The organism is Aeromonas sp. ZOR0001 (genome assembly GCF_000801015.1).
Taxonomy (GTDB): Bacteria; Pseudomonadota; Gammaproteobacteria; order Enterobacterales; family Aeromonadaceae; genus Aeromonas; species Aeromonas veronii.
This window is the reverse complement of the sequence record NZ_JRJY01000033.1, coordinates 140,947-165,830: the sequence shown is the minus strand read 5'-3', so window position 1 is coordinate 165,830 and position 24,884 is coordinate 140,947. Positions and strand designations below refer to the sequence as shown.

Annotated in this window: 21 protein-coding genes; 12 read left to right on the top strand and 9 right to left on the bottom strand. The window is 61.0% G+C overall.

Annotated features, from left to right (window positions below):
* Positions 1–99 precede the first annotated feature (99 nt).
* Together zipA and L972_RS03920 are read right to left on the bottom strand one after the other, a co-directional pair.
* Positions 100–1,269, bottom strand: coding sequence for a cell division protein ZipA (gene zipA / locus L972_RS03925; RefSeq protein WP_047435748.1), 1,170 nt, complete (start codon positions 1,267–1,269; stop codon positions 100–102).
* A 15-nt stretch (positions 1,270–1,284) separates the two neighbouring features.
* On the bottom strand, positions 1,285–4,659 hold the full coding sequence (locus L972_RS03920; RefSeq protein ID WP_047435745.1) for an AAA family ATPase: 3,375 nt from the start codon (positions 4,657–4,659) through the stop codon (positions 1,285–1,287).
* Positions 4,660–4,872: 213 nt separating this feature from the next.
* Between L972_RS03920 and cysZ the strand changes: the two genes are divergently transcribed.
* Both cysZ and L972_RS03910 read left to right on the top strand, forming a co-directional pair.
* Positions 4,873–5,637, top strand: a complete 765-nt coding sequence (gene cysZ / locus L972_RS03915) for a sulfate transporter CysZ (RefSeq protein ID WP_047435742.1) — start codon at positions 4,873–4,875, stop codon at positions 5,635–5,637.
* Positions 5,638–5,783: 146 nt separating this feature from the next.
* The gene (locus L972_RS03910; protein ID WP_005338456.1) at positions 5,784–6,398 is read left to right on the top strand and encodes a trimeric intracellular cation channel family protein; all 615 of its coding nucleotides are present in this window, start codon (positions 5,784–5,786) and stop codon (positions 6,396–6,398) included.
* Between the two features lie 85 nt (positions 6,399–6,483).
* Here the strand turns inward: L972_RS03910 and L972_RS03905 are convergent, their stop codons facing one another.
* From L972_RS03905 to L972_RS03890, 4 genes are all read right to left on the bottom strand, one after another.
* The gene (locus L972_RS03905) at positions 6,484–6,735 is read right to left on the bottom strand and encodes a lipoprotein (RefSeq protein WP_005338457.1); all 252 of its coding nucleotides are present in this window, start codon (positions 6,733–6,735) and stop codon (positions 6,484–6,486) included.
* Between the two features lie 47 nt (positions 6,736–6,782).
* A complete protein-coding gene (locus tag L972_RS03900) occupies positions 6,783–7,328 on the bottom strand; it encodes a DUF882 domain-containing protein (protein WP_005338458.1) in 546 nt (181 codons plus the stop codon).
* Between the two features lie 165 nt (positions 7,329–7,493).
* Positions 7,494–8,978, bottom strand: a complete 1,485-nt coding sequence (locus L972_RS03895; protein ID WP_047435740.1) for a L,D-transpeptidase family protein — start codon at positions 8,976–8,978, stop codon at positions 7,494–7,496.
* Between the two features lie 92 nt (positions 8,979–9,070).
* Positions 9,071–9,835, bottom strand: a complete 765-nt coding sequence (locus tag L972_RS03890; RefSeq protein WP_047435738.1) for a substrate-binding periplasmic protein — start codon at positions 9,833–9,835, stop codon at positions 9,071–9,073.
* Between the two features lie 316 nt (positions 9,836–10,151).
* Between L972_RS03890 and L972_RS03885 the strand changes: the two genes are divergently transcribed.
* From L972_RS03885 to L972_RS03865, 5 genes are all read left to right on the top strand, one after another.
* Positions 10,152–10,697, top strand: coding sequence for a hypothetical protein (locus L972_RS03885; RefSeq protein WP_041202288.1), 546 nt, complete (start codon positions 10,152–10,154; stop codon positions 10,695–10,697).
* 55 nt (positions 10,698–10,752) lie between these two features.
* Entirely contained in the window at positions 10,753–11,772 is a 1,020-nt protein-coding gene (locus L972_RS03880; protein ID WP_047435733.1) for a glycosyltransferase family 2 protein, read from the top strand.
* A complete protein-coding gene (locus tag L972_RS03875; protein WP_005338463.1) occupies positions 11,769–12,140 on the top strand; it encodes a GtrA family protein in 372 nt (123 codons plus the stop codon). Before L972_RS03880 ends, L972_RS03875 begins: the two co-directional genes overlap by 4 nt.
* Entirely contained in the window at positions 12,140–13,306 is a 1,167-nt protein-coding gene (locus tag L972_RS03870; RefSeq protein WP_040066657.1) for a hypothetical protein, read from the top strand. Before L972_RS03875 ends, L972_RS03870 begins: the two co-directional genes overlap by 1 nt.
* 230 nt (positions 13,307–13,536) lie before the next feature.
* On the top strand, positions 13,537–15,648 hold the full coding sequence (locus L972_RS03865; RefSeq protein WP_047435728.1) for an alpha-amylase: 2,112 nt from the start codon (positions 13,537–13,539) through the stop codon (positions 15,646–15,648).
* Positions 15,649–15,723: 75 nt separating this feature from the next.
* On the opposite strand, the gene L972_RS03860 is transcribed toward L972_RS03865, so the two are convergent.
* Entirely contained in the window at positions 15,724–16,350 is a 627-nt protein-coding gene (locus L972_RS03860; protein ID WP_047435726.1) for a glutathione S-transferase, read from the bottom strand.
* 170 nt (positions 16,351–16,520) lie between these two features.
* On the opposite strand from L972_RS03860, the gene L972_RS03855 reads away from it, so the two are divergent.
* From L972_RS03855 to L972_RS03840, 4 genes are all read left to right on the top strand, one after another.
* A complete protein-coding gene (locus L972_RS03855; RefSeq protein WP_047435724.1) occupies positions 16,521–17,165 on the top strand; it encodes a response regulator in 645 nt (214 codons plus the stop codon).
* A gap of 113 nt (positions 17,166–17,278) precedes the next feature.
* A complete protein-coding gene (locus tag L972_RS03850; protein WP_005349841.1) occupies positions 17,279–17,875 on the top strand; it encodes a TetR/AcrR family transcriptional regulator in 597 nt (198 codons plus the stop codon).
* 82 nt (positions 17,876–17,957) lie between these two features.
* Complete coding sequence (locus tag L972_RS03845; RefSeq protein ID WP_047435720.1) at positions 17,958–18,836, top strand: alpha/beta hydrolase; 879 nt, start codon at positions 17,958–17,960, stop codon at positions 18,834–18,836.
* A 112-nt stretch (positions 18,837–18,948) separates the two neighbouring features.
* The gene (locus tag L972_RS03840; RefSeq protein WP_005347843.1) at positions 18,949–20,094 is read left to right on the top strand and encodes a patatin-like phospholipase family protein; all 1,146 of its coding nucleotides are present in this window, start codon (positions 18,949–18,951) and stop codon (positions 20,092–20,094) included.
* Between the two features lie 28 nt (positions 20,095–20,122).
* Here the strand turns inward: L972_RS03840 and L972_RS03835 are convergent, their stop codons facing one another.
* Complete coding sequence (locus L972_RS03835) at positions 20,123–22,075, bottom strand: monovalent cation:proton antiporter family protein (RefSeq protein WP_047435714.1); 1,953 nt, start codon at positions 22,073–22,075, stop codon at positions 20,123–20,125.
* A gap of 118 nt (positions 22,076–22,193) precedes the next feature.
* Here L972_RS03835 and L972_RS03830 point away from each other — a divergent pair, with 118 nt between their 5' ends.
* Entirely contained in the window at positions 22,194–23,096 is a 903-nt protein-coding gene (locus L972_RS03830) for a GGDEF domain-containing protein (protein WP_047435711.1), read from the top strand.
* 93 nt (positions 23,097–23,189) lie between these two features.
* On the opposite strand, the gene tilS is transcribed toward L972_RS03830, so the two are convergent.
* Positions 23,190–24,548: a tRNA lysidine(34) synthetase TilS gene (tilS, locus tag L972_RS03825; protein WP_047435709.1), complete on the bottom strand. Its 1,359-nt coding sequence runs from the start codon at positions 24,546–24,548 to the stop codon at positions 23,190–23,192.
* Between the last annotated feature and the right edge of the window lie 336 nt (positions 24,549–24,884).

Genomic DNA, 24,884 nt, shown 5'->3' with positions numbered 1-24,884 from the left:
GAAAAAGTCTCGAAGTGTGATTGAACATACGGCCGGGGTAGAAACAAAAATGCGGTACCAGGGTACCGCACTTTTTCTTCACTCGACCCGCATGGCGTATTAGTCGCGACTGGCCTCGTAGGCAGCCAGCTCGTGACGGTAACGGGCAATGGTCTCGTCGCTCAGCGGGCTGCGATCCATATCGGTCAGCATGGCATCGAGATCGCTGGCCAGCTGATCGGCAGCCTGCAGCATGTCCTCGAAGGCAAACGCGGCATTGCTGCGCAGCGGCAGTTGCATGAACAGGGAGACACCCGGCGTGGTGAACTGCTCCATCCGGTACGGATTGAAGGTGCCTGGCTTGACCATGTTGATCATGGAGAAGAGCACTTCACCCTTACCGTTGGGATCTTCGTGACGGTGGAAAATATCCATCTCGCCAAACTTGAAGCCCAGCGCCATCAGGGATGAGAGCAGGGTCGCACCTTGCAAGTCGTGACCCGGACGGCCCATCAGGTTGATGACATAGACATCCTGCCAGACCTTCTCGACCGGCTGGGGGGCCATGCGCGGCTCTTCCACCACAGGAGCAGGTGCCACATAGGCCGGCTCTTCATAAACAGGCTCGGGAGCCACATGACGGGGCTGCGGCTGATATTCCGGCTCGGGAGCACGCACCGGTTCGGCACGAACGGTGTCAGCGGTACGGACTGTCTCTGCACGGGCACCAAAAGTCGGGGCGGTCGCGTAAGCGGGCTCGACCAGCGGCTCGTCATCCAGCGACTGCATCATGGGCTCGCGCTGGGGACGGGAACGGTAGACCGGGGTACGACGATTGACCTGAGCAGGTTTGCGCACCGGCGCGGCAGGCGCCTCGTCGATCTCCTCGGGCAGCGGTTCGTCGAACGCTTCCTCCTCTTCATAGACAGGAGGTGGCGGAACCGGGCGGGCAGCAGGCTTGCGCACTACGGGCGGCGGCAGATCGTCCTCGTCATCTTCATCATCAAAGGCGGGGACGGCAGGGCGACGACCGAGTTCCGGCTGGCGGCTCTCTTCACTGCGCAGCTTGGGCTCGGCACGACGGCCACCACTGACCACACGTACCTGGCCGATGCCATCGCTGTCGAAGGCGTCGTTATCACGATCCCGCGACTTGGAGTCCATCCGTCCAATCGGTTTCTCTTTGATCGGTGCCTGACGATTCTTTTTGTTGCTCCACAACCCGTGAATGAGCAATGCCGCAATAGCAATACCGCCCAGGGCAACCAAGATGTAACGCAATTCCTGCATTAGCTGCTTCTCTTTCTAGTTTTGCTCAGCCAAAGCGACGGCTTCACCGATATCGACCGACACAATGCGAGAAACCCCGGGCTCTTGCATCGTGACGCCAACCAGTTGCTCAGCCATCTCCATGGAGACCTTATTATGACTGATGTAAACGAACTGTACTGTGCTCGACATCTCTTTGACAAGAGAACAGAAGCGACCGACGTTCACTTCATCGAGCGGTGCATCCACCTCATCCAGCAGACAAAAAGGTGCTGGGTTGAGTCTGAAGATGGCAAAAACCAGCGCAAGCGCGGTTAACGCCTTCTCCCCCCCGGAAAGCAGGGCAATGGTAGCATTCTTCTTACCCGGAGGTCTCGCCATGATGCTCACTCCGGCCTCCAAAAGATCATCGGAGGTAAGCTCAAGCCAGGCACTGCCCCCACCGAACACTTTTGGAAACAGGGATTTTAAATCTTCGTTGACCTTATCGAAAGTGTCCCGGAACCGTATTTGTGTCTCTTTATCAATTCTTTTAATAGCTTGGCTCAAGGTTTCCAGCGCTTGCTCGAGATCCTGACACTGATTTTCGAGGTAGGTTGCCCGGGTTTTCGCCTCTTCGTACTCCTCCAGCGCCGCCAGGTTGATGGCGCCGAGCGCCTCCACTTGCCCCTCCAGAGTCTGGATCTCCTGCCGCAGCTTGCTGCGATCAGCGGCGATCAGCACCGCCTGATCGAGATCCACCAGTCGAATCCCCAGCTCTTCGAACTGCTCGTGCAGCCCCTGTCGACGGGTGAGGTTGCGTTCGCGCTCAAGGCGCAGGGTCGCCAGCTTCTCTTGCAGAGTCACCAGCTGCTTGTGATCGGCACTTCTGGCCTGCTCCAGCTCACCGAGCTGGCGCTCCAGCTCCGCAAGCCGTTGATGACAGGCGAGCTGCTGCGCCTCCAGATTGCGTTGCTCGGCCAGCAGGGGCGCCAGATCCGGCACGGCCTCGCGATCCGGCCCTTTCAGCCCGGCCAGCTCCAGCCCGAGCCTCGCCAACTCCTCTTCACCCAAGGTAATGAGTTGGCGCAGATTGCCCAGCTCCAGTTGCAAACGCTGGCAGGCCGCTTGCTGCTGCTCGCGGCGCACACGGGCCTCGTCAACCGCCCGCTCGCAGCGGGTCAGCTGATCCTGAGCGACCTGCAGCGCTTGTGTCAGCGGCTCCCCCTGCTCCTGCAACTCGGCAAGGCGCACCTCATCGAGTTCCAGTTGTTCACGGGCGCTGGCCAGCCGCTCTGCCTCTTCGGCCTGCTCCTGATCGAGCCGGACCAGCTCTTCGCCGAGCTGACCGAGCCGCTGCAACCGCTCCTGCCGCTGACCCTGTTGCAGGCTCCAGGCTTCGCGCAGTTGTTGCCATTTCTGCTCTTGCTCGCGCAAGGTTCGCTGCGACAACTCCTGCGCACTGGCAAGCTGGGCACGCCGGGCATCGGCTGCAACAACTTGCTCACTCAGCTGTGCCAACCCCGCGGCAACCTTATCCTGCTCGGTATGCAACCGCTCACGCTCACCCAGCAGCGCCATGGTGCCAAGCGCCGCGCCCTGCCCCAGATCTGCCCAGTTTGGCCCCAGCCAGTCGCCAGCAGGAGTCAGTACCGACTCACCGGCCGCAAGGCTTGGCTGGCGGGCCAATGCGGCCTCCCGGCTCTCCACCAGCCAGATGGCATTGAGGAAGGCGGGAATGTGCTCGCCGCCCAGTTGCGCCGCCAGCGTACCGGCAACCGCCGGTTGCGCCGGGCCAATCCAGAGCCCCTCTTGCGCCAGATTGCACTCGTCCGCCGGCGTTGCGGTGAGCCAGCGACCCAGTACCTTGTCTAGTGCCTGTGCCCACTCGGGGGCAACCTGCAACCGGTCGGCTAGGGTCGCCCCCTCCATCTGTTCGCCGAGGATCTGATCCAGGGTCGCCAGCCGCGCCTCCAACTCCCGCAGCAGGCTCAACTGCTGGCTATGCTGCTGCTTGAGTTGTTCATGGGCGTCGACCGCCTGCGCCAGCTGCTCGGTCAGCTCACCATTGGCCGCCCGCGTCAGCTCCAGCTCGCTACTCAGGGCATCGAGGGCCGGTTGCAGATCGTCGGCCTCTGTGCCGAGGGGTCCCGCGCGTTCATCTTCCAGCTTGAGGCGTGCCAGCCGGGTCTTGGCTTGCAGCTCCTGCAGGCCACCCAACCGGGTACGGGTCTGGTTGAGCTGCCCCTGCAACCCGGCCAACTGTTGCTGCCACTGCTGCTGGCGCAAGCGGGCCTGTTCCAGCTGCTCGCTGGCGTGCTGGCGGGCCTCCTGCTGCTCGGTGAGCAACTGCTCACACTGCTCCAGCCGGGCGCTCTCCTGCTCGGCGCGCAATACCCCTTCGGTCAGTTGATCCTGCTGGCTGGCCAGCTGCGCCTTGCGAGTCGCGATCCGCTCGCCCAGCGCCTCTGCACGGGCCTGCCAGTCGCGCCCCAGTTCACTCTGGTGCAGTTGCTGTTGTTCGAGGCGGGCGATAGCTTGCCCACCAAGAAAAATCTGTTGCTGACGGCTCGCCTGCTCGGCTTGCGCCTCTTGTCTGGCGACCGACAGGGTGACGTGGCGCCCCTCATCGGCGGTGCGCTTGGCATCGAGCGCCGCCAGCGCCTGCTCGGCCTGCGCCAGTTCGGTTTTGGCCTCGCCAAGGCGCGTCTCCAGCGCCCACAACTCGGAGCCAATCAGCTCGGCGCGAGCTGCGCGCGAACGACTCTTGAGCTGTTTGTAGCGCTCGGCCGTTTCGGCCTGGGCTTTGAGGTGGTCGAGGCGCGAGCCCAGCTCGCCGCGAATATCGCCGAGGCGCTCCAGATTCTCCTGAGTATGGCGAATGCGCTGCTCGGTCTCGCGGCGCCGCTCCTTGTAGCGGGAGACCCCGGCGGCCTCTTCCATAAAGAGCTTGAGATCGGCCGGACGTGACTCCACCAGTCGGCTGACAGTGCCCTGCTCGATGATGGCGTAGCTGCGAGGGCCAAGACCGGTGCCGAGGAAGAGGTCGGTCACATCCTTGCGGCGGCACTTCTGGCCGTTGATCTGATAGTGGTTGGAGCCGTCGCGCAGCACTTCGCGGCGCACCGAGATCTCGGTAAAGCGGCCGAACTCGCCGGGCACCCGGTTATGGGGATTGTCGAACACCAGCTCGACCGAGGCGCGCCCGTGCGCACTGCGGTTGATTGAGCCGTTGAAGATGACATCGGTCATGTTCTCGCCGCGAAGATGGCGGGCGGAACTCTCCCCCAGCACCCAGCGCACCGCGTCGATGACGTTGGATTTGCCACAGCCATTGGGGCCCACCACGGCGGTCATGTCTGCCGACAGTTCGATGCGGGTCGGCTCGACGAACGACTTGAAGCCGGCGAGTTTGATCAGTTTCAGACGCATGGCGACCTGTATCAGTGGCTAAATAAAGAGGATGCGGGCAGGTGACTTTACCAAATCCAGACCCGACTTTGTTTGTAATATGCAGGCATCATCCCCATTCATGCCCGATTTTTGGTCTCCACGGCACGAAATAAGGAATAGTCGGCGACTTTACCAAATCAAAGGCTTGTTTGTAATATGCTGGCAGTTCTCCCATGCATAGATGGAGCTCACATGAGCCAATCACCCCATATGGTCAAAGATTCAATCAGCGGTGCAGACTACTTTCTGCGCGGTTTTTCCCTTATTCGCCAACCGGGCATCCGCACCTTTGTGCTGATCCCCCTGCTGGTCAACTTCGTGCTGTTTGCCGGGGCCTTCTATGCCCTGTTGCTGCAACTGGACGGCCTGTTCGCCTGGCTCCACCAGCAGATCCCCGCCTGGCTCGACTGGCTGGACTACCTGCTCTGGCCCATCGCCCTCATCACCATACTGGTGGTCTTCTCCTTTATCTTCAGCTCGGTTGCCAACTGGGTAGCCGCCCCCTTCAACGGCCTGCTGGCGGAGAAGGTGGAGCAGATCCTCACCGGCCAGCCCGCCAATGACAGCGGTGTGCTGGATATCGTCAAGGATGTGCCACGCACCTTCGGCCGCGAATGGACCAAGCTGAAGTATTACCTGCCCAAGGCCATTGGCTGCCTGATCCTGTTCCTGATCCCTGTGGTGGGCCAGACCCTGGCGCCGGTGCTCTGGTTCCTGTTCAGCGCCTGGATGATGGCGATCCAGTATGTGGATTATCCCTTCGACAACCACAAGATCGACTTCATCACCATGCGCGATGCGTTGAAGCAACGCCGCGGCAAGTGTCTGAGCTTCGGCGCTTTGGTGACCCTCTTCTCCGCCATTCCGGTGGTTAACCTCTTCGTGATGCCAGTCGCCATCTGTGGTGCCACCGCCATGTGGGTCGATCACTACCGGCAGGAGCAGTTGGGGCGCTAACCCTTGAACATTGATTAGAAAAAGGCACCCGAAACGGTGCCTTTTTCGCATTTAGCATGAATTAAATTAATGCATGCATTCGATAGCTTGTCCCATATGACACGAGTTGGTAGGATTCTGGCCTTTCTCGTTCCCTGGGATATCTCATGTTACATGCACTCTTCTTGGTTGGCCTGGTGGCCGAAGGGATGACCGGCGCGCTGGCCGCGGGTCGGCGACGGATGGACCTGTTTGGTGTGGTGATCATCGCCTCGGCGACGGCCATCGGTGGTGGCACCATTCGTGATGTGCTGCTCGGCCACTATCCGCTGCTCTGGATTGAACATCCGGAATATGTGCTGCTGGTTGCCGCAGCTGCGATGGCGGGTGTGGTCTCCGCTCCCCTGATGCGCTATCTCGGCAAGCTGTTCATGGCCCTTGATGCCCTGGGACTGGTGGTCTTCTCCATCTTCGGTGCGGCCCGAGCGCTGGATATGGGCCACGGCGCCGGTATTGCCTGCATCATGGCGGTAGTGACCGGGGTCTTTGGCGGGGTACTGCGGGATCTGCTCTGTCAGCGCATTCCGCTGGTATTTCGTCGCGAGCTCTATGCAGCCATTTCGCTGATCACCGCAGCCCTCTACTGTCTGGCGCTGGATCAGGGCTTGCCGACCAACTGGGCCGCGTTCGGTTCCATCGGGATCGGCTTTGTACTGCGGCTGCTGGCGGTACGCTTCAAGTGGGGTCTGCCCACCTTCAACTACCAGTACGCGACCCACTGAGTACGCCAGCTTCTGGCGAGGCGGGTTGGATTGCGAGCAACAAAAAAGCGCCCGAGCGGCGCTTTTTTCATGGACGGTCTGCGACTCAGTTAATCCCTTCCGAGCTGAAGAAGGTCGCCTTGTCGGCGATAAAGCGGATCTTGATATTCTTCCCTTCCCCGCCCCAGAGGCAGCTGGTGGTGCCCAGCGCATCATCACAGCGCTCTGCCTTGCCCAGAATAGTGCTGGCCTCGGCGTAACTCATCCCCATCTTCAACTGGTCGTAATTTTCACGGTTGAGCTTGCTGCAACCGGTCAACAACAGGGCGATCAGGCCGCCAATCACTATCTTTTTCATCGCTATCTCCTCTCTGGTGGAAAGAGCTTGGCAGCTTGCCAACCCCTTTACCAGCTGCGCACCGGGCCAGTATCGAGGTGAACGAAGTTGTCACGGGGATAGTAACCAACCCCACCCACCTTGAGCTGGAGCGCCGCCTTGCGCAGATGGGCCAGCTGTACGCCGGGGATCCGCACATCCACCGCCTGCCCCAGGGTGTGGTAGCTGTGCTTGGCCACGCCGCGGCTCTTGTGGCGCTTCTGACGATTGGTCGCCGGGGCGCGATAGCCGGAGATCAGCTGGATTTCGCTGCGCCGGCCCAGCTTGTGCTGCAACAGAAACAGTTGATCAAACAGCTTCTTGTCGATGTTGAACACTTCATTGCGCCGGTAATCGCGGAAGATGTGGTTGAGCTCGGCCAACCCGTCGCTCAGATAGTGGCCATTTTCCCAATAGCTGGCGCGCACCCGCTCGCCGGTATTGAGATTGAAGAAACTGAGTTCACGCCCGGTGGTACTGCGGCTGGCCAGTGCAGGGAAGGAGATCAGCGAGCTGCCCAGCAGGCAACCGGCTCCCAGCAACAGGCGACGTCGACTTATCTCTTGTTCCAGCATAAGGGGTTCGTCCATCGCAGATTCAAGCGAAAAATAGTTGAATAAGATCACTGATTGAATGTGATACAGGCGCTTGAAACTACCCTCCGGCGGGGGGCCCTGTCAAACCTCAATCGCCCATAGAAAAGCCCGGCACAGGCCGGGCTTTTCACTCTGTGGCAGGGATCACAGCAGGCGGCTCTGGAAGCTGACCCGATCAAATCCGTAGATGTCGTTACGCAATTGCTGGCGACCATTTTCGTCGATCCAGCTGCTCCAGTAGACGGTAAAGACCGGGATCGGCGTGGTGAGCGGCAACCATTTGGTCTGGCTCTCCTTGAGGATATTGGCCACCTTGTCCGGCTGATAGCGGGAGTCCGCCAACAACAGCTCGGCCAGATCGTCCGCATGTTCCACCCGGATGCAGCCCGAGCTGAAGGCGCGCGCCCCCTGCTCGAACAGCGCCTTGCGCGGGGTGGAGTGCAGATAGATGGCGTCATTGTTGGGCAGGTAGAACTTGTAGCGCCCCAGGGCATTGTGATCACCCGGCTTTTGCCGCAGGCGATAGGGGAAACCGGCGGCCAGCGCCTGATGCCACCCCTCTTCGGTGAACTGGACCGGATTGCCCTCGCTGTCGATCACCTCGAACTGCTCACGACTCAGATAGGCGGGATCGCGACCCAGCTTGGGCAGGATGTCCTTGCTCAGGATCGAGCGCGGCACATGCCAGGAGGGGTTGAGCACGATGGAGCGAATTTCGCTGGCCAGAATGGGGGTGGCCCGCTGCTCCTTGCCGACGATGACCCGGCTGGTAAACACCTCGTTGCCGGACTCCACCACGCTCAGACGGTAGTCGGGAATATTGACCAGCACGTAGCGGCCACCGGCGAGCTGATCCACCAGATCGCGACGCCACAGGTTGCGCAGCAGCAGGCTGGCGCGCACTTGCGGGCCGGTATTGAGCCAGGAGCGGGTCTGACGGCCGATGATGCCGTCCGCGGTGAGACCGTGACGACGTTGAAACTGCTTGATGGCCTGCTCGGTATCACCATCGTAAATCTGATCACCATGGCTCGGGGCGCTGTCGCCCAGCTCGTTGAGCATGGCGCGGATCTGGCCGAGCTCGGCGGCGCTCTCTCCGGCACGCAGGGTCGGCATATCGAGGGTCGGCCACTTGCTGGCCATCGGCATCGCCAGCAGCTTGTGCACTTTGGCCCGCACCGCCTCGTATTCTGCCACCTGAGGGCGCAGAGATTTCACCTGGGTGAGCAGGTCATCATCGCTGGGTTGGGTTACCACAGGGCGGTTCAAATCGAGCTTGAGGGTCTTCATCTGCTCGCGCGAGACCAGATCCATCCCCCGCCAGGCGTGCTGGAAACGGCTCAGCTTGGCAAAAATGTCGTCATAGATGGCACCACGCTTGTCTGCAGGGGTGGCCTGCAGACGCTTCCACAGCGTGAAAAAATCGGGGTGCAGCTGGGCAAGCACAGCCTCTTGCAACTGCTGCTCCAGCTCGACACGGGCCTGTTCGGCCTGACTGCCCTGATACCAGTCGTGTCCGGTTTCACTGGCCGCCACCACGACTTGTGCTTCGGTCGCATGTACCGCGCCAGCGGGCAAACATCCCAGCCACACCAGATTGGCAAGGGCCAGCCAATACTTCATCCCCATGGGTACCTCAAAACGGTTTGTTCACTCTGTCGGGCCTGACAAGCAGACCCGATGCTCAGGCCGCTCATGATGCGTGAACGGCCAATACTTTGCTAGCGCCCGGGGGCATAACGCTGCCAGATAATGTCATACGCATCTGTCTCCTTGAACCGCGCCAACGCCTGATTGAATTGTTGCAAGAACTGCGGCGAAAAGCTGCGCTTGCCCAACATAAAGAAGCTCGGCGATTCAGATACCACCATGGGGTGACTGGTGAACAGACCGCTCATCCCCTCCTTGTTAAGGGCGCTGGGGGTAGCCAGCATGTCACCAAGGAAACCGTCGATCCGGCCGCGGGCCAGCTTCTCATAATTTTGCTGGTCGCTCACCGCACTCACCTGTTTGGCATAGCGACCGAGCAGCGACATCACTTCATCGCCATAGAAGTACTCTTTGGTGACGCCGAGGGAGTAACCACTGGCCAGCCAGCTCGCCAGCTCCTGCTCGGGATAGTGGCTGCCCTTGCGGATCCACAGCAAGGTGCGCCCCGGGTTGTAGGCGTCGGAAAACCAGGCATAACGAGCGCGCTCATCATTGATATTCGCCTCCATCGCCATGTCTATCTCGCCATGCTCCATTTCGTGCAGTACCCGCTTCCAGGGCAGCTCCACATAGTGGACCTTGCAGTGCATGGAAGTGAGCACAGCCGTCAGCACCTCGGCGGCATAACCGCGCACCTCTTGCGGTGAGTCGGCTTCGTAATAATGGTAGGGGGGCCAGTTATCGTAACCGACCTGAATAGGCTCGGGACACAGGGCCTTGGCCAATGCCATTGGCGCCCATAATCCAAGCAACAGACAGCAAGAGCTCCACTTCATATGTCATCCTTGACGAATAGGTGAGTCATCATAAATCGCCCCCTGCAAAATGGCGATAGAGGCCAGATGACTATCGCATCCGCTAGAAAATGACGCAGCAAAGCACGTCTATTTGCCAAATGCCCTGCCGGAGCACCACTGGCAACCGGCGCCCCGCCAGACCTGTTTAACCGGGAAGCAGCAACGTTTGGAACAGGGGTAAAAAGGGGTTAATATGTGACCAAATATTTTTTTGTGATCCACTATGCTTTTTTTGCAATTGGATTAGCATATGCGCGACATCGGCCTACCCATTCTGTCAGGCATAGAGAGTGATATGACGTACAAAAAGTTCGGTTTTTTGACTGCCATTCTGGCGTTAAGCGGTTTTTATCTTTACACCCTCTATCTGGCTGCTCACCCCAACGTGAGCCTGGCCTACAAACTCTATTATCTGGAAGGCAAGACCCGCTTCTGGGAACACAACTCCAGCATGACCTATCAGCCGGGTAACGAGCTCAATCTGACCAAGCCGAGCCGCTTCCTCTCCAGCGAAGGCTGGGCCAAGAAGCCGAGCGATGAAGGTACCTTGCTCAGCGGTCAGGGCGGTCTCTACTTTGTGCTGCCCAAGCAGGCGGCCAATCCGGATCAACTTACCGTACAGGCCCGCATCAACAGCCCGGAAGCCGGTGCCCTGTTGAAAGTGGCGCTGGGTCACGACTTCACCACCACGGTGAAACTGGCCAAAGCGGGCATCAACGAAATCCGCCTCAGTCTGCCCGGTGACTCGCTCACGGCAGATCCCAAGCGCCCCAATTTTCTGGCGCTCTCGGCACCTACTCCCATCAATGTGCAGTCGGTACGTTTGACCGTAGCCCAGTGATCCTTGCCCCGAATACCATTTTATAAAAACAACTATCCCAAATAAGGACGTTCTTATGTCGCATCCAGATTTTCGACTCTCTCTGGTCGTTCCCGTTTACAACGAGGAAGAGAGCATCGATGCCTTCATCAACGCGATAGACAACGAACTGGCCCCGCTGAAAGACCAGCTTGAAATTGTATTCGTCAACGATGGCAGCCGTGACCGCACCCGTGAAGTGGTTGAGCAGGCCATCGCCCGTGACCCGCGCGTGACCCTGGTCAACCTGGCACGCAACTTCGGTAAAGAAGCGGCCCTGACCGCCGGTCTGCATCAGGCCAAAGGGGATGCCATCGTGCCGATGGACGTGGATCTGCAAGACCCGCCCGCCCTGATCCTGGAGTTCGTCAAACTGTGGCAGACCGGTGACTATGACACCGTCTACGGCATCCGCGTCGATCGCAGCGCCGATACCCCGATGAAGCGCCTGACTGCCGGTGGCTTCTACCGCTTCTTCAACGCCCTCTCCACCAGCACCAAGCTGCCGGAGAACGCCGGTGACTTCCGCCTGATCGACCGTCGCGTGGTCGAGGCGATCAAGCTGCTGCCCGAGCGCAACCGCTTTATGAAGGGGCTGTTTGCCTGGGCCGGTTTCCGTGCCGTTGGCGTCCCCTACGAGCGCCCGGCCCGTCACGCCGGTGAAACCAAGTTCAACTACTGGAAACTGTGGAACTTCGCCCTCGACGGTCTGCTCAGCTTCTCCAGCTGGCCGCTGCGGGTCTGGAGCTATGTGGGTGTCAGCGTCTCGCTGGTGGCCTTCCTCTATATCCTGAAAATCATCACCCAGGTGATTTTCTTCGGCATCGACGTGCCCGGTTACGCCTCCCTGATGTCCGTGGTGCTGTTCCTCGGCGGTATCCAGCTGCTGTCGCTCGGCATCATCGGCGAGTACATCGGCCGCATGTTCGTGGAAGTGAAACAGCGCCCGGTCTACCTCATTGAAGGGGTCTATGGCCAGTATGCCAAGCAGGATGCGGCCAAACCGCAGAGCGCTGACAACAACCCGCAAGAGCAGCAGGAGCAAGCGCCTCAATGATCTCCCGCGAGGAATTCTGGCGGCTGGTACGTTTCGGTTTTGTCGGCGGGGGGGCTACCCTCGTCGACCTTGGCACCTCCATCGCACTGTTTCATACCTGGCCCACCATCTCGGAGCACCTGGTTACCACGCTGGCTTTTGCCATCGCATTCTGGTTCTCCTTCTTTGGTCACCGCTACATCACCTTCCAGAAGCAGGGAGCCGCCAGCAAGTTTCTGCTGGTTGCCCTCTTCTCGCTGGCGGTGCGTAACCTGATCCTGAGCGGCCTGCTGTTTGCGGGGCTCTCCGGTCTGCTGCCGGTGGTCATCGCCACCCTGACCGTTACCGTCCTAACTTACGTTCTCTCTCGCGTCTGGGTTTTTGCCTGATGAATGATATGACCAATACTGCCCCGCTAACCGGGGCTGCACTCCCCTATCGCCCGTCACTGCGCATCAGCGGTCGTGACTGGCTGATGATCATCGCCGCCTTCATGCTGAGCCGGGTGGCGCTGTATGGCATGGGTTACTTCGGTGTCCAGCTCTATGGCTCCCCCGACATAGGCCCGCTGCAGGCCTATTGCCAGTTCGACTGCGTCTGGTTCCAGCGCATCATCGAAAATGGCTACGATCTCTACCCGCGCTGGCTGAGCAAGGGCAATGCGGCCAACTGGGCCTTTATGCCGCTCTACCCGATGGTCTCCGGTGCCATCTCCAACCTGTTCAATGTCGAGAGTCTGATCGGCCTCATCATTGTTACCAACCTCTCCTTCTTCGCCAGCCTGCCGCTGATGCTGCTGGTGTTGCGTCAGCTCAAGCTGGGGGACGATACCGCCCGCTTCGGCGTCTGGCTGCTCGCCTTCTCCCCTTTCTCCGCCTACTTCGTCTCCGGTTATACCGAGTCGACCTTTATGGCGCTGATGCTTGGGATGTTCCTGTTCGCCTATCGGGAGCAGTGGCTGATGGTGGCCGTGCTGGGGGTCTGTATCTCCGCCACCCGCAACCTGGGGGTGATGATGGTCTTCCCGGTGCTGATCCTGGCGCTGCAGGCCTACGGCTGGCGGGAATTTTTCCGCTTCACCGAGCGCGCCTTCAAGGTGGTGTTCACCCTCTGGATGATCCCGTTTGGCCTGTTTGCCTACATGGTCTACCTCTATCACCTGACCGGCGATGCCTTTGCCTTCAAGCACATTCAGGTGGCTTGGGGTCGCTACATGGACAGCCCGCTGGACTGGTGGCTGAGCGGTTTCGAGCTGGGCGGCCGCAAGGCTTACCTCTCCATCATGGTGATCTTCGGCTGGTGCCTGAACGGCTACCTGTTCAGCCAGAAGCGCTGGGCTGAAGCGACCCTGATGTTCATCTGCTGCACCATTCCGCTGATGACCGGCCTCAACGCCATGCCGCGCTACATGTTCGGGCTCTACCCGACCCTGCTGGCCATCATTCTGCTGACCCATCGCTGGCCAGCCATCCGCCCTGCTGTGCTCTGCATCAGCGGCATGGTTGCCTCCTTCATCGCGGTGGCCTTCGTCAACTTCAAGTTCTTCACCGTCTGATGTGACGACGATGCCTGACACACAAAATGCCGGTCACCTGACCGGCATTTTTTTTATGGCCGCTATTTTTATCGACAGAGATTCCCACCACCTCCCTGTCACACTTTCCTCGGCTTGAAAACGTAACCATTTGAACTGATGTCACAAATCGGCATTTTGCCGATCCAAGGCGCGCTTTGCTGCTCCTAGAATGGGCCCTTGTCCGAACTGCCCTGCTCAAGGAATGGCTTATGCGTCGTGCTCATCACTTATCCCCTCTCTGGCTCGCCCTGCTGGCCGCCCCTCTGTTCACCCAACAGGCGATGGCCGCCCCCGAGGTTCGCCTCTATGTGGATGGTCAACCGGTAGCGGCCCCGATCGCGCTGGACAAGGGCACGGTGGAGCTGACTCACCCTCTTGCCAAGGGGAACCACCAGATCCGCATCAGCGACGCAGGCAACAGTTGCGGCACCAGCTTTGGCCCGAGCGAGAGCAAGCCGCTCCCCTTCGGCACCGCCCAGCCCATGGACAAATGCAGCAAGGATCAGAGCTTTACCCTGCGGGTGATGCTGGCCGGGGAGTATCAGTTCAGCTTCAACCCGGATACCCCCAGCCTCAAGGTGCTACGGGCGACCAAGAAGAGCGAATTCAAACGACAGCCACCACAAGAGCCCTGCATCAGCTGGGATGGCGGCCCGGTCACTGTGTCGCTCAAAGGGGTCTGGCCCGACGGCACCCGACTGAGGGATGCCTACTCGAAACAGGAGGCGGTAGTCAAACAGGGCAAGCTGACCCTGACCCCGAGCAAAGAGAGCGGCGGCCTGCTGCTGCTCGAACCGGTCAAGGCAGCCAAGCCAGCACCGTTCAGCTGGGATCAGGCGAGCGTCTATTTCCTGCTGACCGACCGCTTCAACAACGGCGATCCCGCCAACGACCACAGCTTCGGCCGCCAGAAGGATGGTCAGGATGAGGTAGCCACCTGGCATGGCGGTGACTTCAAGGGGCTGACCGAGAAGCTCGACTACATCAAGAGCCTCGGCATGAACGCCATCTGGATCACCCCCATGGTGGAGCAGGTTCACGGCTTTATCGGCGGTGGTGAGCAGGGCAACTTCCCCTTCTACGCCTACCACGGCTACTGGGCGCTCGACTTCACCAAGATTGACCCCAACTACGGCGATGAAGAGAGCCTGAAAACCCTGGTGGACGAGGCCCACAAGCGCGGCATGCGGATCATCCTCGACGTGGTGATGAACCACGCCGGTTACGCCACCCTCGCCGACTTGCAGGATTTGGGGCTCACCGAACTGACCCAGAACAGCGGCAAACTGCCGACCGTCTGGAACCAGTGGCGCCCGAGCGGCGGTCTCAACTGGCATGGCTACAACCAGTTCATCGACTATCAATCACCCGCGTGGAACAAGTGGTGGAGTGGTGACTGGGTGCGCGCCGGTCTGCCCGGCTACCCGCAGCCCGGCACCGACGATGTCACCGGCTCGGTTGCGGGGCTGCCGGACTTTCTGACCGAATCGGCCAAACCGGTAGGGCTGCCGCCGTTGCTGGCGGCGAAAAAAGATACCCTCGCCAAGGCGCAGTCCGACGCTACCGTGAGTGACTATCTCATCGCCTGGCACACCGACTGGGTGCGCCGCTTTGGTATCGACGGCTTCCGTGCCGACACAGTCAAGCATCTGGAGCCCGAAGTGTGGGCCAAGCTCAAGCAGGCGGGCACCGCTGCGCTCAAGGAGTGGAAGACTGCGAACCCGAGCAAGGCCCTCGACGATCTGCCCTTCTACATGGTGGGCGAGGTGTGGGATCACGGGGTGGCCAAGGATTTCTGGTATCAGAACGGTTTCGATTCCCTGATCAACTTCGACTATCAGCGCGAGTTCGCACTGTCACAGGCCCAGTGCATGGCCAGCGCCGAGCCCACCTATGCCAGCTACGCCAGCCGCATCAATCAGGATCCCGAGTTCAACGTGTTGAGCTACATCAGCTCCCACGACACCAAGCTGTTCTTTGGCGACTATCAGGATGTGCCGCTACAGCGCCGGGTCGCCAACAGCTTTATGCTGCTGCCGGGAGGTATCCAGCTCTACTACGGCGACGAGTCCGGCCGCGGGCTGGCCAAGGATGGCGGAGTGTTCGATCAAGGCTTGCGCTCGGACATGAACTGGCAGGAGCTTGCCAGCGGCGACAAGGCCGAGCTGGTCAAGCATTGGCAGCAACTGGGTCAGTTCCGCGCAGCCCATCCGGCCATTGCGGCAGGCAGCCACCAGAAACTCTCGGATGCCCCCTACGCCTTCGTGCGGGAGAAAGGGGATGACAAGGTGGTGGTGGTCTTTGCCGGTCGGCAGAAGTAACCCTTAAGCCACATTCACCAGCAGCAGAGAGGGGAGCCACTGGCTCCCCTCTCTCGTTTATCTATCTGCCAAAGCTCACTGTGACTGGCGCGCCGCCACCGGCCACTGCAACCGCGCCTTGAGCAGGGTCTCCTGCCACAGAGGCCAAGAGAGCAGCGCCTGCTGATAGGCTCCGGCCTGACCGGGCAGCACGATGCCGTAGCTGGCCAGCCGATAAGCCATCACGGCATAGAAGGCGTCGACAATGCCCGCCTCGCCAAAATAGAAGGAGCCCCGCGCCTGCGACCAGATCTCCTGCAAACGGGCCAGCTCGCCGACCGCCTCCACCGGGGGATCGATACGGGTTGGCGCCCCAAGAAAGAAGGGGAGCAGAGAACGGATCTGCCGAAATCCCGCGTGCAACTCGGCGCAGAGGCTGCGAGCCAGTGCCCGCTCGGCCAGCGAAACGGGATAGAGCTGACGGTCGGGACAGAGCTCGTGAACATATTCGGCGATGGCCAGCGAGTCGTGAACCCGCACGCTATCGTGTTCGAGCCAGGGCACCAGACCGGCCGGTGCCAGCCGCTTGAGCCGCGCCAGCGACTTGGCATCCTCCAGCTCGAACACCTGCTCCTGCCACGTCAGTCCGCTCATGGCGAGCACCAGTGCCGCCCGCATCGCCCAGGTGGAGCCGGTGCCCACCGCCAATACCAAGGAACCCATATGTTGCCTCCTGCATGTGTTGCCTGCGACCGGCCGATCTGCCCTGATGGCAAAACATCCGATGTTCGCTTCACATTTGCGCACCGGCGGGTTTGACCCTCTTGGTGAGCGATGCTAGTTTGATTTTTCAAAACAATCAGTTAGCAACAATGTGAGCCATTAACCGAAATATGGACAGCCAATTTACCATCGTCATCGCAGATGACCACCCCCTGTTTCGGGGCGCCCTTTACCAAGCGGTGCACATGGCCATCAACGACGCTCAATTGCTGGAAGCGGACTCCATCGACAGCCTGACCAGCCTGCTCGGCGAGCACCCCGAAGTTGACCTGTTGCTGCTCGATCTCAAGATGCCGGGGGCCAACGGCTTCGAGGGGCTGGCCCACCTGCGCGGCCAGTATCCCGACCTGCCCATAGTTGTGGTCTCCGCCTCGGAAGATGCGGTCATCATCCAGCAGGTGTTGCGGCTCGGAGCGCTCGGCTTTATTCCCAAGTCGGTGCCGATGAAGGAGCTGGTCAACGCCCTCAATACGGTGATCGGGGGGGATAACTGGGTGCCGGAAGGCATCTCGCTCCATCCTGAATCGGAAGATGGCCCCGATTTCGCCAGCAAGCTGGCCAGCCTCACCCCCCAGCAATACAAAGTGCTGATCATGCTGCGCGATGGCAGCCTGAACAAGCAGATCGCCTGGGAGCTCAATGTCTCCGAGGCCACCATCAAGGCCCATATCACCGCCATCTTCAGAAAACTGGGCGTCAAGAACCGAACTCAGGCGGTTATCGCCCTGCAACAGCTCGATATCAAGGAGAGCTGAGCCCCGAACGCGGCGACACAGGCCAGATGAGATAGCCAGCCATGCTGGCTATTTGTTGCTCGACAATTAGCACGATCGTACTTTATGCTGCCAGCGCCAATGAGGAGAGAGTGATGAGCAAGGGGCGCCTGACCCGGGAAAACATTTTGCAGACCGCCTTTGAGCAGGCGAGCCAGCAAGGGCTGGAGAGCCTGACCATAGGCTCGCTGGCCAGCGCCTGCGAAATGTCGAAAAGCGGCCTGTTTGCCCACTTTCAATCCCGCGACAATCTGCAGATCGCCGTGCTGGAGTACGCCGCCGAGGTGTTTCGGCTACGGGTGATCCAGCCGGTACGCCAGCAGGAGCACCAGAGCCAGCACGACAAGCTGATCGCCCTGCTGCGCGCCTGGCAGGCCTGGAACCACTGCTTTGCCGGACGCTGCATGTTCCTCGACGCCTGGACCTCAGTGCAGGATGGCCATGAGCAAAAGAGCCAGGTGCAGCAAGCCGCCCGGCAACTGGTGCGCTTCTGGCTCGACTATCTGGCCCGTCAGGTGGTGCAGGGTCAGGCCGCAGGCGAGTGGCGACGCGAGATGGATCCCTGGCGCGCCGTTTATCGCCTCTATGGCCTCTATCTGGCGGATCAGGTGTTCAACGATCTCGAACTGTGTCAGGATCCGGCCCGCCACTTCTGGCCCGAGGTGGACGCTCTGCTGAGCAGCTGGCGCTGATGTTTTGGCATCCGTTCAACACTAATTTTTAAAAACCGACAAAAAAGCACGACCGTTCGCACATAAAAACCACAGGATGACCATGAGCAGCAAGATCTACTTCAACACCCGCCGCTTCAGCCCGAGCAAATGGCTGCTGGGGATCGGCACCCGGTTGCACCACAGACTCACCCCCACCCATGCCAAGCGCACCGCCAGCAAGTTGCTGCTCACCCCCCAGCGCAATCAGCGGGATGGCCACGAACCTGCCGGTCTGGTGAAGCAGGCCGTCCATACCAGCGAAGGGGTATTGATGAGCTATCGGCTCGGTCAGGGACCACTGTGGCTACTGATGCACGGCTGGTCCGGCAGCGCCAGTCAGTTCTATCCGCTGATGAGCCATATCGCCGCACAGGGTTTCACCGCCATTGCCTACGATCATCCGGCCCACGGCCAGAGCGCAGGCAACACTGGCCACCTGCCCCGTTTCGTGCGCGCCTTCGACGAGCTGGCAGCCAAATTGGCCAGCGAAGTAGGTCCGCTGCACGGCGTCATCGCCCACAGCATGGGGGGCGCCGTCACCCTCTCCAGCCGTCAGCCGGGTATCGATACCCTGCCGCTGCTGTTGATTTCGCCGGTGCTCGACTATGTGCCCCAGCTCTACGGCATGGTGGCGCGCTCCGGCTACTCCATCCGGTTGTTCGATGCGGTGGTCAAAGAGATTGAGCAGGAGTACCAGCACCCCTTGAGCACGGTCGATCCGCTGGGTCGCCTCGCCAGTCGCAGCGGCGCGGCGATGATCGTGCACGACGAGGAGGACAGGTTTGCCCCACACGGCGATTCCTTGCGGGCCAGTCAGGATGGTCATACCCGGCTGGTGAGCACTCGGGGTCTTGGCCACGGTCGTATCCTCGCCAGCGCCCCGGTATTCGCCGCCTTCGATCAGCTGGCACGGCCGGGAAATCCTCACCGCGCCCTTTGACATGGGGCCATAAAAAAAACGGGCAAGCGCCCGTTTTTATATTTGATACAGCGCCTTATAGTTAATTTGTCAGTGGGAACATTCTTGTCAGCACACAATAAGGCGCCAGCATATGGCCAGACCCAATACAGCGTTGTTGCTCACCGGTGGCGGTGCCCGCGCCGCCTATCAGGTCGGCGCCCTCAAGGCGATTGCGGAGCTCTACCCGCGCAATCTCGGCATCCCTTTTCCCATCCTGTGTGGCACTTCGGCGGGGGCCATCAACGTCACCGCGCTCGCCTGCTACGCCTCCTGCTTCCATCTGGGAGTGCGCAAGCTGGAGTGGGTCTGGCGCCGCTTCGAGACTCACCACATCTTCGATTTTCACCCGGGGCGCCTGCTGTGGCGGTTGATGTACGAAGGGTCGGCGGGGCTGATCAACCCCCACACCAACCACGCCTTTCACCTCTTTGACAACGCGCCGCTGCACCGCCTGCTGGATCAGCTCATCGACTATCACCGCATCGATGACAACATCCTCTACGGCAGTCTGGAGGCGCTGGCCATCACGGCATCGGATTACGATGACGGCCTCTCCACCACCTTCTTTCAGGGGCGGGCCGACCACCATCCTTGGGAGCGAGCCAGACGGCGCGGGGTACGCACCGTGCTTACATCGGAGCATCTGCTCGCCTCCTCGGCGCTCCCCTTTGTCTTTCCAGCCACCCGGATCGGCGAGAAGTTCTACGGCGATGGTTCCATCCACCAGCTGAGCCCGCTCAGCCCCGCCATCCATCTGGGTGCAGAGCGGATCCTGCTGATCACCCTGGATCCGCCAGCCCACTCGGCACCGACCCATCATCACGGCCATCTCACCAGCTCCAATATTGCCAGCCATCTGCTCGATACGGTCTTTACCGACACCCTCAACTCCGATCTGGAGCGGCTGTGGCGCATCAACCAGACTCTGGATCTTATCCCAGAGCGGGAGCGCAATCGCCTCAAGCTGAAACGGGTGGAGACCTGCGTGCTGAAACCGAGTCAGGATCTCGACACCATCGCATTGGCCTACCTGCGCAAACTGCCGCTAAAGTTGCGCCGCCTGTTGCGGGTGCTGGGCGTGAAGGGGGATGAGACCAGCAGTCTGGCCAGCTTTTTGATGTTCTATCCGGGTTATTGCCAACAGCTGATCAAGCTGGGCTATCAGGACACTCTGAGGGAGCGGGAGAGAGTCGTCGCCTTCCTCGATATCGAAGGGCTACCAAAAGAGCGGGAATAAAGGGCGCGGCCGATGAGTCCGAGGGAACTCAGCGCCCCTCCAGCAGACGCTGCTCCGCCTGCTCCATCGCCACCACGGTACCAAACAGGATCAGCCGGTCACCGGCCGCCAGCACCAGCTCGGGTCTGGGCTCCAGGCTCTGATCGCCGCGCTGCACCGCCTTGATCCGCACCTCATCAAGCGGCAACTCGCGCACTTCACGGCCTACCGCCCACGCCTGATCGTGCAGCAAAAGCGGATGGAGACGTTCAAGCAGCTGATCTGCCTCCAGATTACTGGCACTCTGATCCCCCCAGTAGAAGCCGTGCAGGAAGCGATACTGACTGCTGCGCTCCAGCTCCATCCGGCGGATCACCCGACCGATGGGGATATCGCAATTGAGCAGCAGGTGGGAGACCAGCATCAGGGCCCCTTCCTGGGATTCGGGGATCACCTCGAAGGCCCCCGCCTGCTTGTACTGCTCCAGAAAACTGTCATCCCGAGTACGCACCAGCACCTTGAGATCCCCCGCCAGTTCGCGGATCAGTGCCAGCATCGCCTCCACCCGCTTGCGATCATCGAAGGTGATGATCACCAGCCGCGCCCGCAGCAATCCGGCGGCCAGCAGAATATCGCGGCGGCTGGCGTCGCCGAAGGCCACCTGCTCCCCCGCCAGCTTGGCCTCGCTCACCCGCTCGGGGTCGAGGTCTAGGGCCAGAAAGGGGATCTCCTCGATCTTGAGAAAGCGGGCACAGGTCTGCCCGGCCCGGCCAAAGCCGGCGATGATGACATGCTGGTTTTTGCTCAGGCCCGACTGGGCGACTTCGGAGCGGGTAAGCAGCGCCGGGTCGGTCAGGCTGCGGGCCAGCGAATGGGCCTGAGTCACCAGCCAGGGGGTCATGGCGATGGAGATGATGCCGATGCCGATGAGCAGGGAGACCAGTTGCTGATCCAGCAGGCCGTGGTGCAGTGCCAGTGCCAGCAACACGAAGCCGAACTCCCCCACCTGACTCAGCATGATGCCAGCCGCCATGCTGTCGCGCTTGCGCTCCCCCATCAGCCGCCCGGCCAACAGCACCAGCAGGGATTTGCACAGCACCAGCAACACCACGCAGATCAGCACCTGCCACCAAGCCCGCGCCACCAGCTCCCACTCCATGGCCATGCCGATGGTGATAAAGAAGAGCCCCATCAGCACATCGCGAAAGGGCTTGATGTCCACCTCCAGCTGATGACGGTAGTGGGACTCCCCCAGCATCATCCCCGCCAGAAAAGCCCCCAGCGCCATCGACAGCCCCAGCGAATGGGTCATGTAGGCAGCCAGCAGCGCCACCAGCAGGGCACTCAGCACGAACAACTCGTCGGAGCGGGCCCGCGCCACCTCGTGAAACAGCAGCGGCAGCAACCACTTGCCCACCGCCAGCAGAGTGAAGAGAGCAAACAGCCCCTTGAGGGTGGCCCAGGCGATCTCGGCGGCCAGGGCGCTCCCTTGTACTTCCGGCTGGGCGAGGATCGGGATCATCACCAACAGGGGCACCACCGCCAGATCCTGAAACAGCAGCACGCTCACCCCCAGCTGGGCGCGGCGGGTATGGAGCTGCTTCTGCTCGCCGAGCTGCTTGATCACCACAGCCGTCGAGGAGAGTGCCAACGTCCCCGCCACCACCAGCGACTGGGCCAGACCCAGCCCCCACCACCAGCCGATGGCGAAAAAGAGCAGTGACGTGAGCAGCACCTGCAACATCCCGACCCCCAACACCAATCGCCGCATCGCCAGCAATTTCGGCAGGGAGAACTCCAGCCCCAGCGAGAACATCAGAAAGACGATCCCCAGCTCGGCAATGGTCTGCATGATCGACTGACCGGTGATCACCGCCAGCCCGTGGGGGCCGAGCAAGACGCCGGCAATCAGGTAGGCAAGGATGACCGGCAAGCCGAGGCGCCGGAAAGTTGCCACCAGCAGCACGGCGGCGAACAACAGGATCAACAGGTCGGTGTACAAATTTCCCTCTCCTTTTATCGACTTAAGCTTAGTCAGCCGATCTGGCGGGCAGGAAAGATATATTGGGCATGCCAATTGCAGGGAGGAGACAGTAGTCAGGTGTTACAGGTGGAAGACCATGGAAAATACGTCGTCACTTAATGGCTTTAGCCATGGCATCGAGCAGTGGGTTCGCCAGATGGAGCGGCTCACGCCGTTGCCCAGCATTGAACGCAACCAGTTGCTCGAGCAGTTGTTGGGGCAGAGCGATCTCGGCGGTCTGCTGACAACTTTTGCCGATCGTGCGGCAAGAATTGTCAGGATCCACGGTCTCTACCTCGATTGTGGCCAGCCCCATGTGCTGATCCAGCACCCGCCGCTGGCCACCCTCAACCTGCACAACTATCCGTTCGAACTGCGCGGTCAGCATGGCCAGCTGCTCGGCCAACTTCACTACGAGCTGGAACATCCGCTGAGCGGCAGCCAGCAACGGGTACTGATGCAATACCATCAGCTGCTCTGCCTGCTGCTCCCCCTCTATCTGCGGCTGGAAAAACTGGATCAGCTGGTCAGGCTCGATCACCTGACCGGCCTTGGCAACCGCTCCTACTTTGACGAGGCTATCGGTCGCGCCATCGAGCAGCACAGCCGCGATCCCCACGGTCTGGTGCTGGTGCTGCTGGATCTCGATCGCTTCAAGCAGATCAATGACACCTGGGGTCATCCGGTGGGGGATCTGGTGCTGAGCCGTTTTGCCCAGCTGCTCAAGGGGTGCATCCGCAGCACGGATCAAGCCTTTCGGCTCGGGGGAGATGAATTTGCCCTGCTGCTGCAACCGGCCGAACCCGAGGCGTGGCGCCCGGTCTGGCTGCGACTGCAGCATATGTTGATGACCAACAAGGAGCTCAGCACCTTCTCGGTCGGATGCAGCCTTGGCGCCGCCAGCTGGCAATCCGGGGTCGATGTGCCGAGCCTCTACGAGGCGGCCGACAGTCACCTCTACGCCCGCAAAAAAGCAGGAAAGGCCAGCCCTAACGAATAATCCCGAACTCTTCTTTGCTCCGGCACATGCGCGCCATGTGACCGGAGCTTCTTTTTTTTGGGGGGGCTAATCCCCCCTCACGCCGAGATCACCTCAGGCAAGATCCTGCTCGGGCGAAACCGGGGCGGCACCGCTTCCCTGCCAGTGGCACACCAGCCCGGCACCCTGCGCCATAAAACCGTCGCAGACAAAGAGCCCCACCACCGCCGCCGCCTGCTCGCCATAGTAGAGGATGGGGATGCGCCCCCGCTGCCACGAAGGCACGCCATACTCCTGCAGCAGCTTCTTCATCCGCCGACTACCGCTCCGCCCCACCGGTTTGAGGGGGATCCCGGGCGCCACCTGAAAACGCACCGAGAGCGGCTCGTCCGGCCGGGGGGAGCGCAGCAGATCCTCGCCGTGCTCCGCCATGCGCACCACCAGCTCGCCCACCCCGTCCGGCAGGGTCAGCGGCTCGCCCACGGTCAGCGGCAATACCTGATGGCAAGGTTGCAGGTCAGGGCTCACCAGATAGAGCCGCTCCTGAAAACGGCGGCAGCTTTGGCGCCCCCAGTTGAGCTGGGGATTGGCATCGCCGCGCGCCAGCGCCACCTCCTGCCAGAGCCGGGCAATCTGCTCACGGGATGGCATCTCCCCCCCCTGACGGCGGATCCAGTAGCGCAGCAGGTTGTTGCGCCGGGTGGGCGAGAGGGCGTGTAAGGGGCCGATATGGAGCGCCTCCCCCTCGCCCGCCAACTGCCAGTCGTTCTCGGCCAGCTCATCCAGCAGCGCCTCCTGCTCGGCGCACAGGGCCATGCTGCGCGCAGCGGTCTGGGCCATGGCGGGCCAGCGCGCCTTGAGCTGGGGGATAAGTGTCTGGCGCAAAAAGTTGCGGTCATAGCTCACGTCCTGATTGCTCTCATCCTCCACCCAGCCAAAGGGGAGGCTCGCCGCCGCCTCGGCCAGCTCGGCGCGACTCATATCGAGCAGCGGCCGCAGCAGCAGGCCGCCGGCAAAGGGCTGGCTTGGCAAGATCCCCGCCAGTCCACGCAGACCGGCGCCGCGTTTGAGGGCCAGCAGCAGGGTCTCCAGCTGATCGTCCTGATGGTGGGCGGTGAGCAGCCACTCCCCCTCCCGCATCCGAGCGGTCAGCCGCTGGTAACGGGCTGTGCGGGCCTGCGCCTCCAGACTCTCGCCATTGCCGCGGATCAGAGTCACCCGCTCGACCAGCAGCTCCACCGCCAATTGCTGACACACGGCTTCACAATGAGCGACCCACTCATCGGCATGGGGACTGAGGCCGTGGTGCACGTGCAGGGCGCGAAGTAGCAGGCCATGCTCGCGGGCATACTGCGCCGCCAGCACCAGCAGCAGGGTGGAGTCGAGGCCGCCACTGAAGGCCACCAGCAGACCGGTGGAACCTTCCGGCGCTGGCATAGTCAGACAAAAGCGAGAATAAAGATGAGAAATCATAGGCTTCCCCAAAACGGACCGGCCGATCTTAGCAGAGTCGGGCTTATCAAGCTGCAACCCTGCTGCTAGAGTGAGGCTCGCCCGCCCTCTCCGCCAGGCAGACCGCAAGACGGTCGCACAACCGGTTGGAGCAAGGAAGATGGGCAGGGAAGCAAACAACCCGAATTGGAATCAAACAAGATGAACAATAAGAAGAGCTTACTGGCCGGCCTGATTGGACTGGCCCTGCTGGCTGGCTGCAGTCAGGCACCGCAAGACTCCCCCAAACACTCCGGGCTGGCGCTGGCCAATATGGACACCCAGGTCAAACCCGGCGATGACTTCTTCCGCTACGTC

Bases quoted from the DNA above. Each gene is read 5' to 3' on its own strand.
- L972_RS03900 (WP_005338458.1), bottom strand. From the start codon at position 7,328: ATGCTGGAACAAGAGATAAGTCGACGTCGCCTGTTGCTGGGAGCCGGT.
- cysZ (WP_047435742.1), top strand. From the start codon at position 4,873: ATGAGCCAATCACCCCATATGGTCAAAGATTCAATCAGCGGTGCAGAC.
- L972_RS03880 (WP_047435733.1), top strand. From the start codon at position 10,753: ATGTCGCATCCAGATTTTCGACTCTCTCTGGTCGTTCCCGTTTACAAC.
- L972_RS03865 (WP_047435728.1), top strand. From the start codon at position 13,537: ATGCGTCGTGCTCATCACTTATCCCCTCTCTGGCTCGCCCTGCTGGCC.
- L972_RS03860 (WP_047435726.1), bottom strand. From the start codon at position 16,350: ATGGGTTCCTTGGTATTGGCGGTGGGCACCGGCTCCACCTGGGCGATG.
- tilS (WP_047435709.1), bottom strand. From the start codon at position 24,548: ATGATTTCTCATCTTTATTCTCGCTTTTGTCTGACTATGCCAGCGCCG.
- L972_RS03875 (WP_005338463.1), top strand. From the start codon at position 11,769: ATGATCTCCCGCGAGGAATTCTGGCGGCTGGTACGTTTCGGTTTTGTC.
- L972_RS03850 (WP_005349841.1), top strand. From the start codon at position 17,279: ATGAGCAAGGGGCGCCTGACCCGGGAAAACATTTTGCAGACCGCCTTT.
- L972_RS03840 (WP_005347843.1), top strand. From the start codon at position 18,949: ATGGCCAGACCCAATACAGCGTTGTTGCTCACCGGTGGCGGTGCCCGC.
- zipA (WP_047435748.1), bottom strand. From the start codon at position 1,269: ATGCAGGAATTGCGTTACATCTTGGTTGCCCTGGGCGGTATTGCTATT.
- L972_RS03895 (WP_047435740.1), bottom strand. From the start codon at position 8,978: ATGGGGATGAAGTATTGGCTGGCCCTTGCCAATCTGGTGTGGCTGGGA.
- L972_RS03910 (WP_005338456.1), top strand. From the start codon at position 5,784: ATGTTACATGCACTCTTCTTGGTTGGCCTGGTGGCCGAAGGGATGACC.
- L972_RS03855 (WP_047435724.1), top strand. From the start codon at position 16,521: ATGGACAGCCAATTTACCATCGTCATCGCAGATGACCACCCCCTGTTT.
- L972_RS03920 (WP_047435745.1), bottom strand. From the start codon at position 4,659: ATGCGTCTGAAACTGATCAAACTCGCCGGCTTCAAGTCGTTCGTCGAG.
- L972_RS03890 (WP_047435738.1), bottom strand. From the start codon at position 9,835: ATGAAGTGGAGCTCTTGCTGTCTGTTGCTTGGATTATGGGCGCCAATG.
- L972_RS03905 (WP_005338457.1), bottom strand. From the start codon at position 6,735: ATGAAAAAGATAGTGATTGGCGGCCTGATCGCCCTGTTGTTGACCGGT.
- L972_RS03830 (WP_047435711.1), top strand. From the start codon at position 22,194: ATGGAAAATACGTCGTCACTTAATGGCTTTAGCCATGGCATCGAGCAG.
- L972_RS03870 (WP_040066657.1), top strand. From the start codon at position 12,140: ATGAATGATATGACCAATACTGCCCCGCTAACCGGGGCTGCACTCCCC.
- L972_RS03885 (WP_041202288.1), top strand. From the start codon at position 10,152: ATGACGTACAAAAAGTTCGGTTTTTTGACTGCCATTCTGGCGTTAAGC.
- L972_RS03845 (WP_047435720.1), top strand. From the start codon at position 17,958: ATGAGCAGCAAGATCTACTTCAACACCCGCCGCTTCAGCCCGAGCAAA.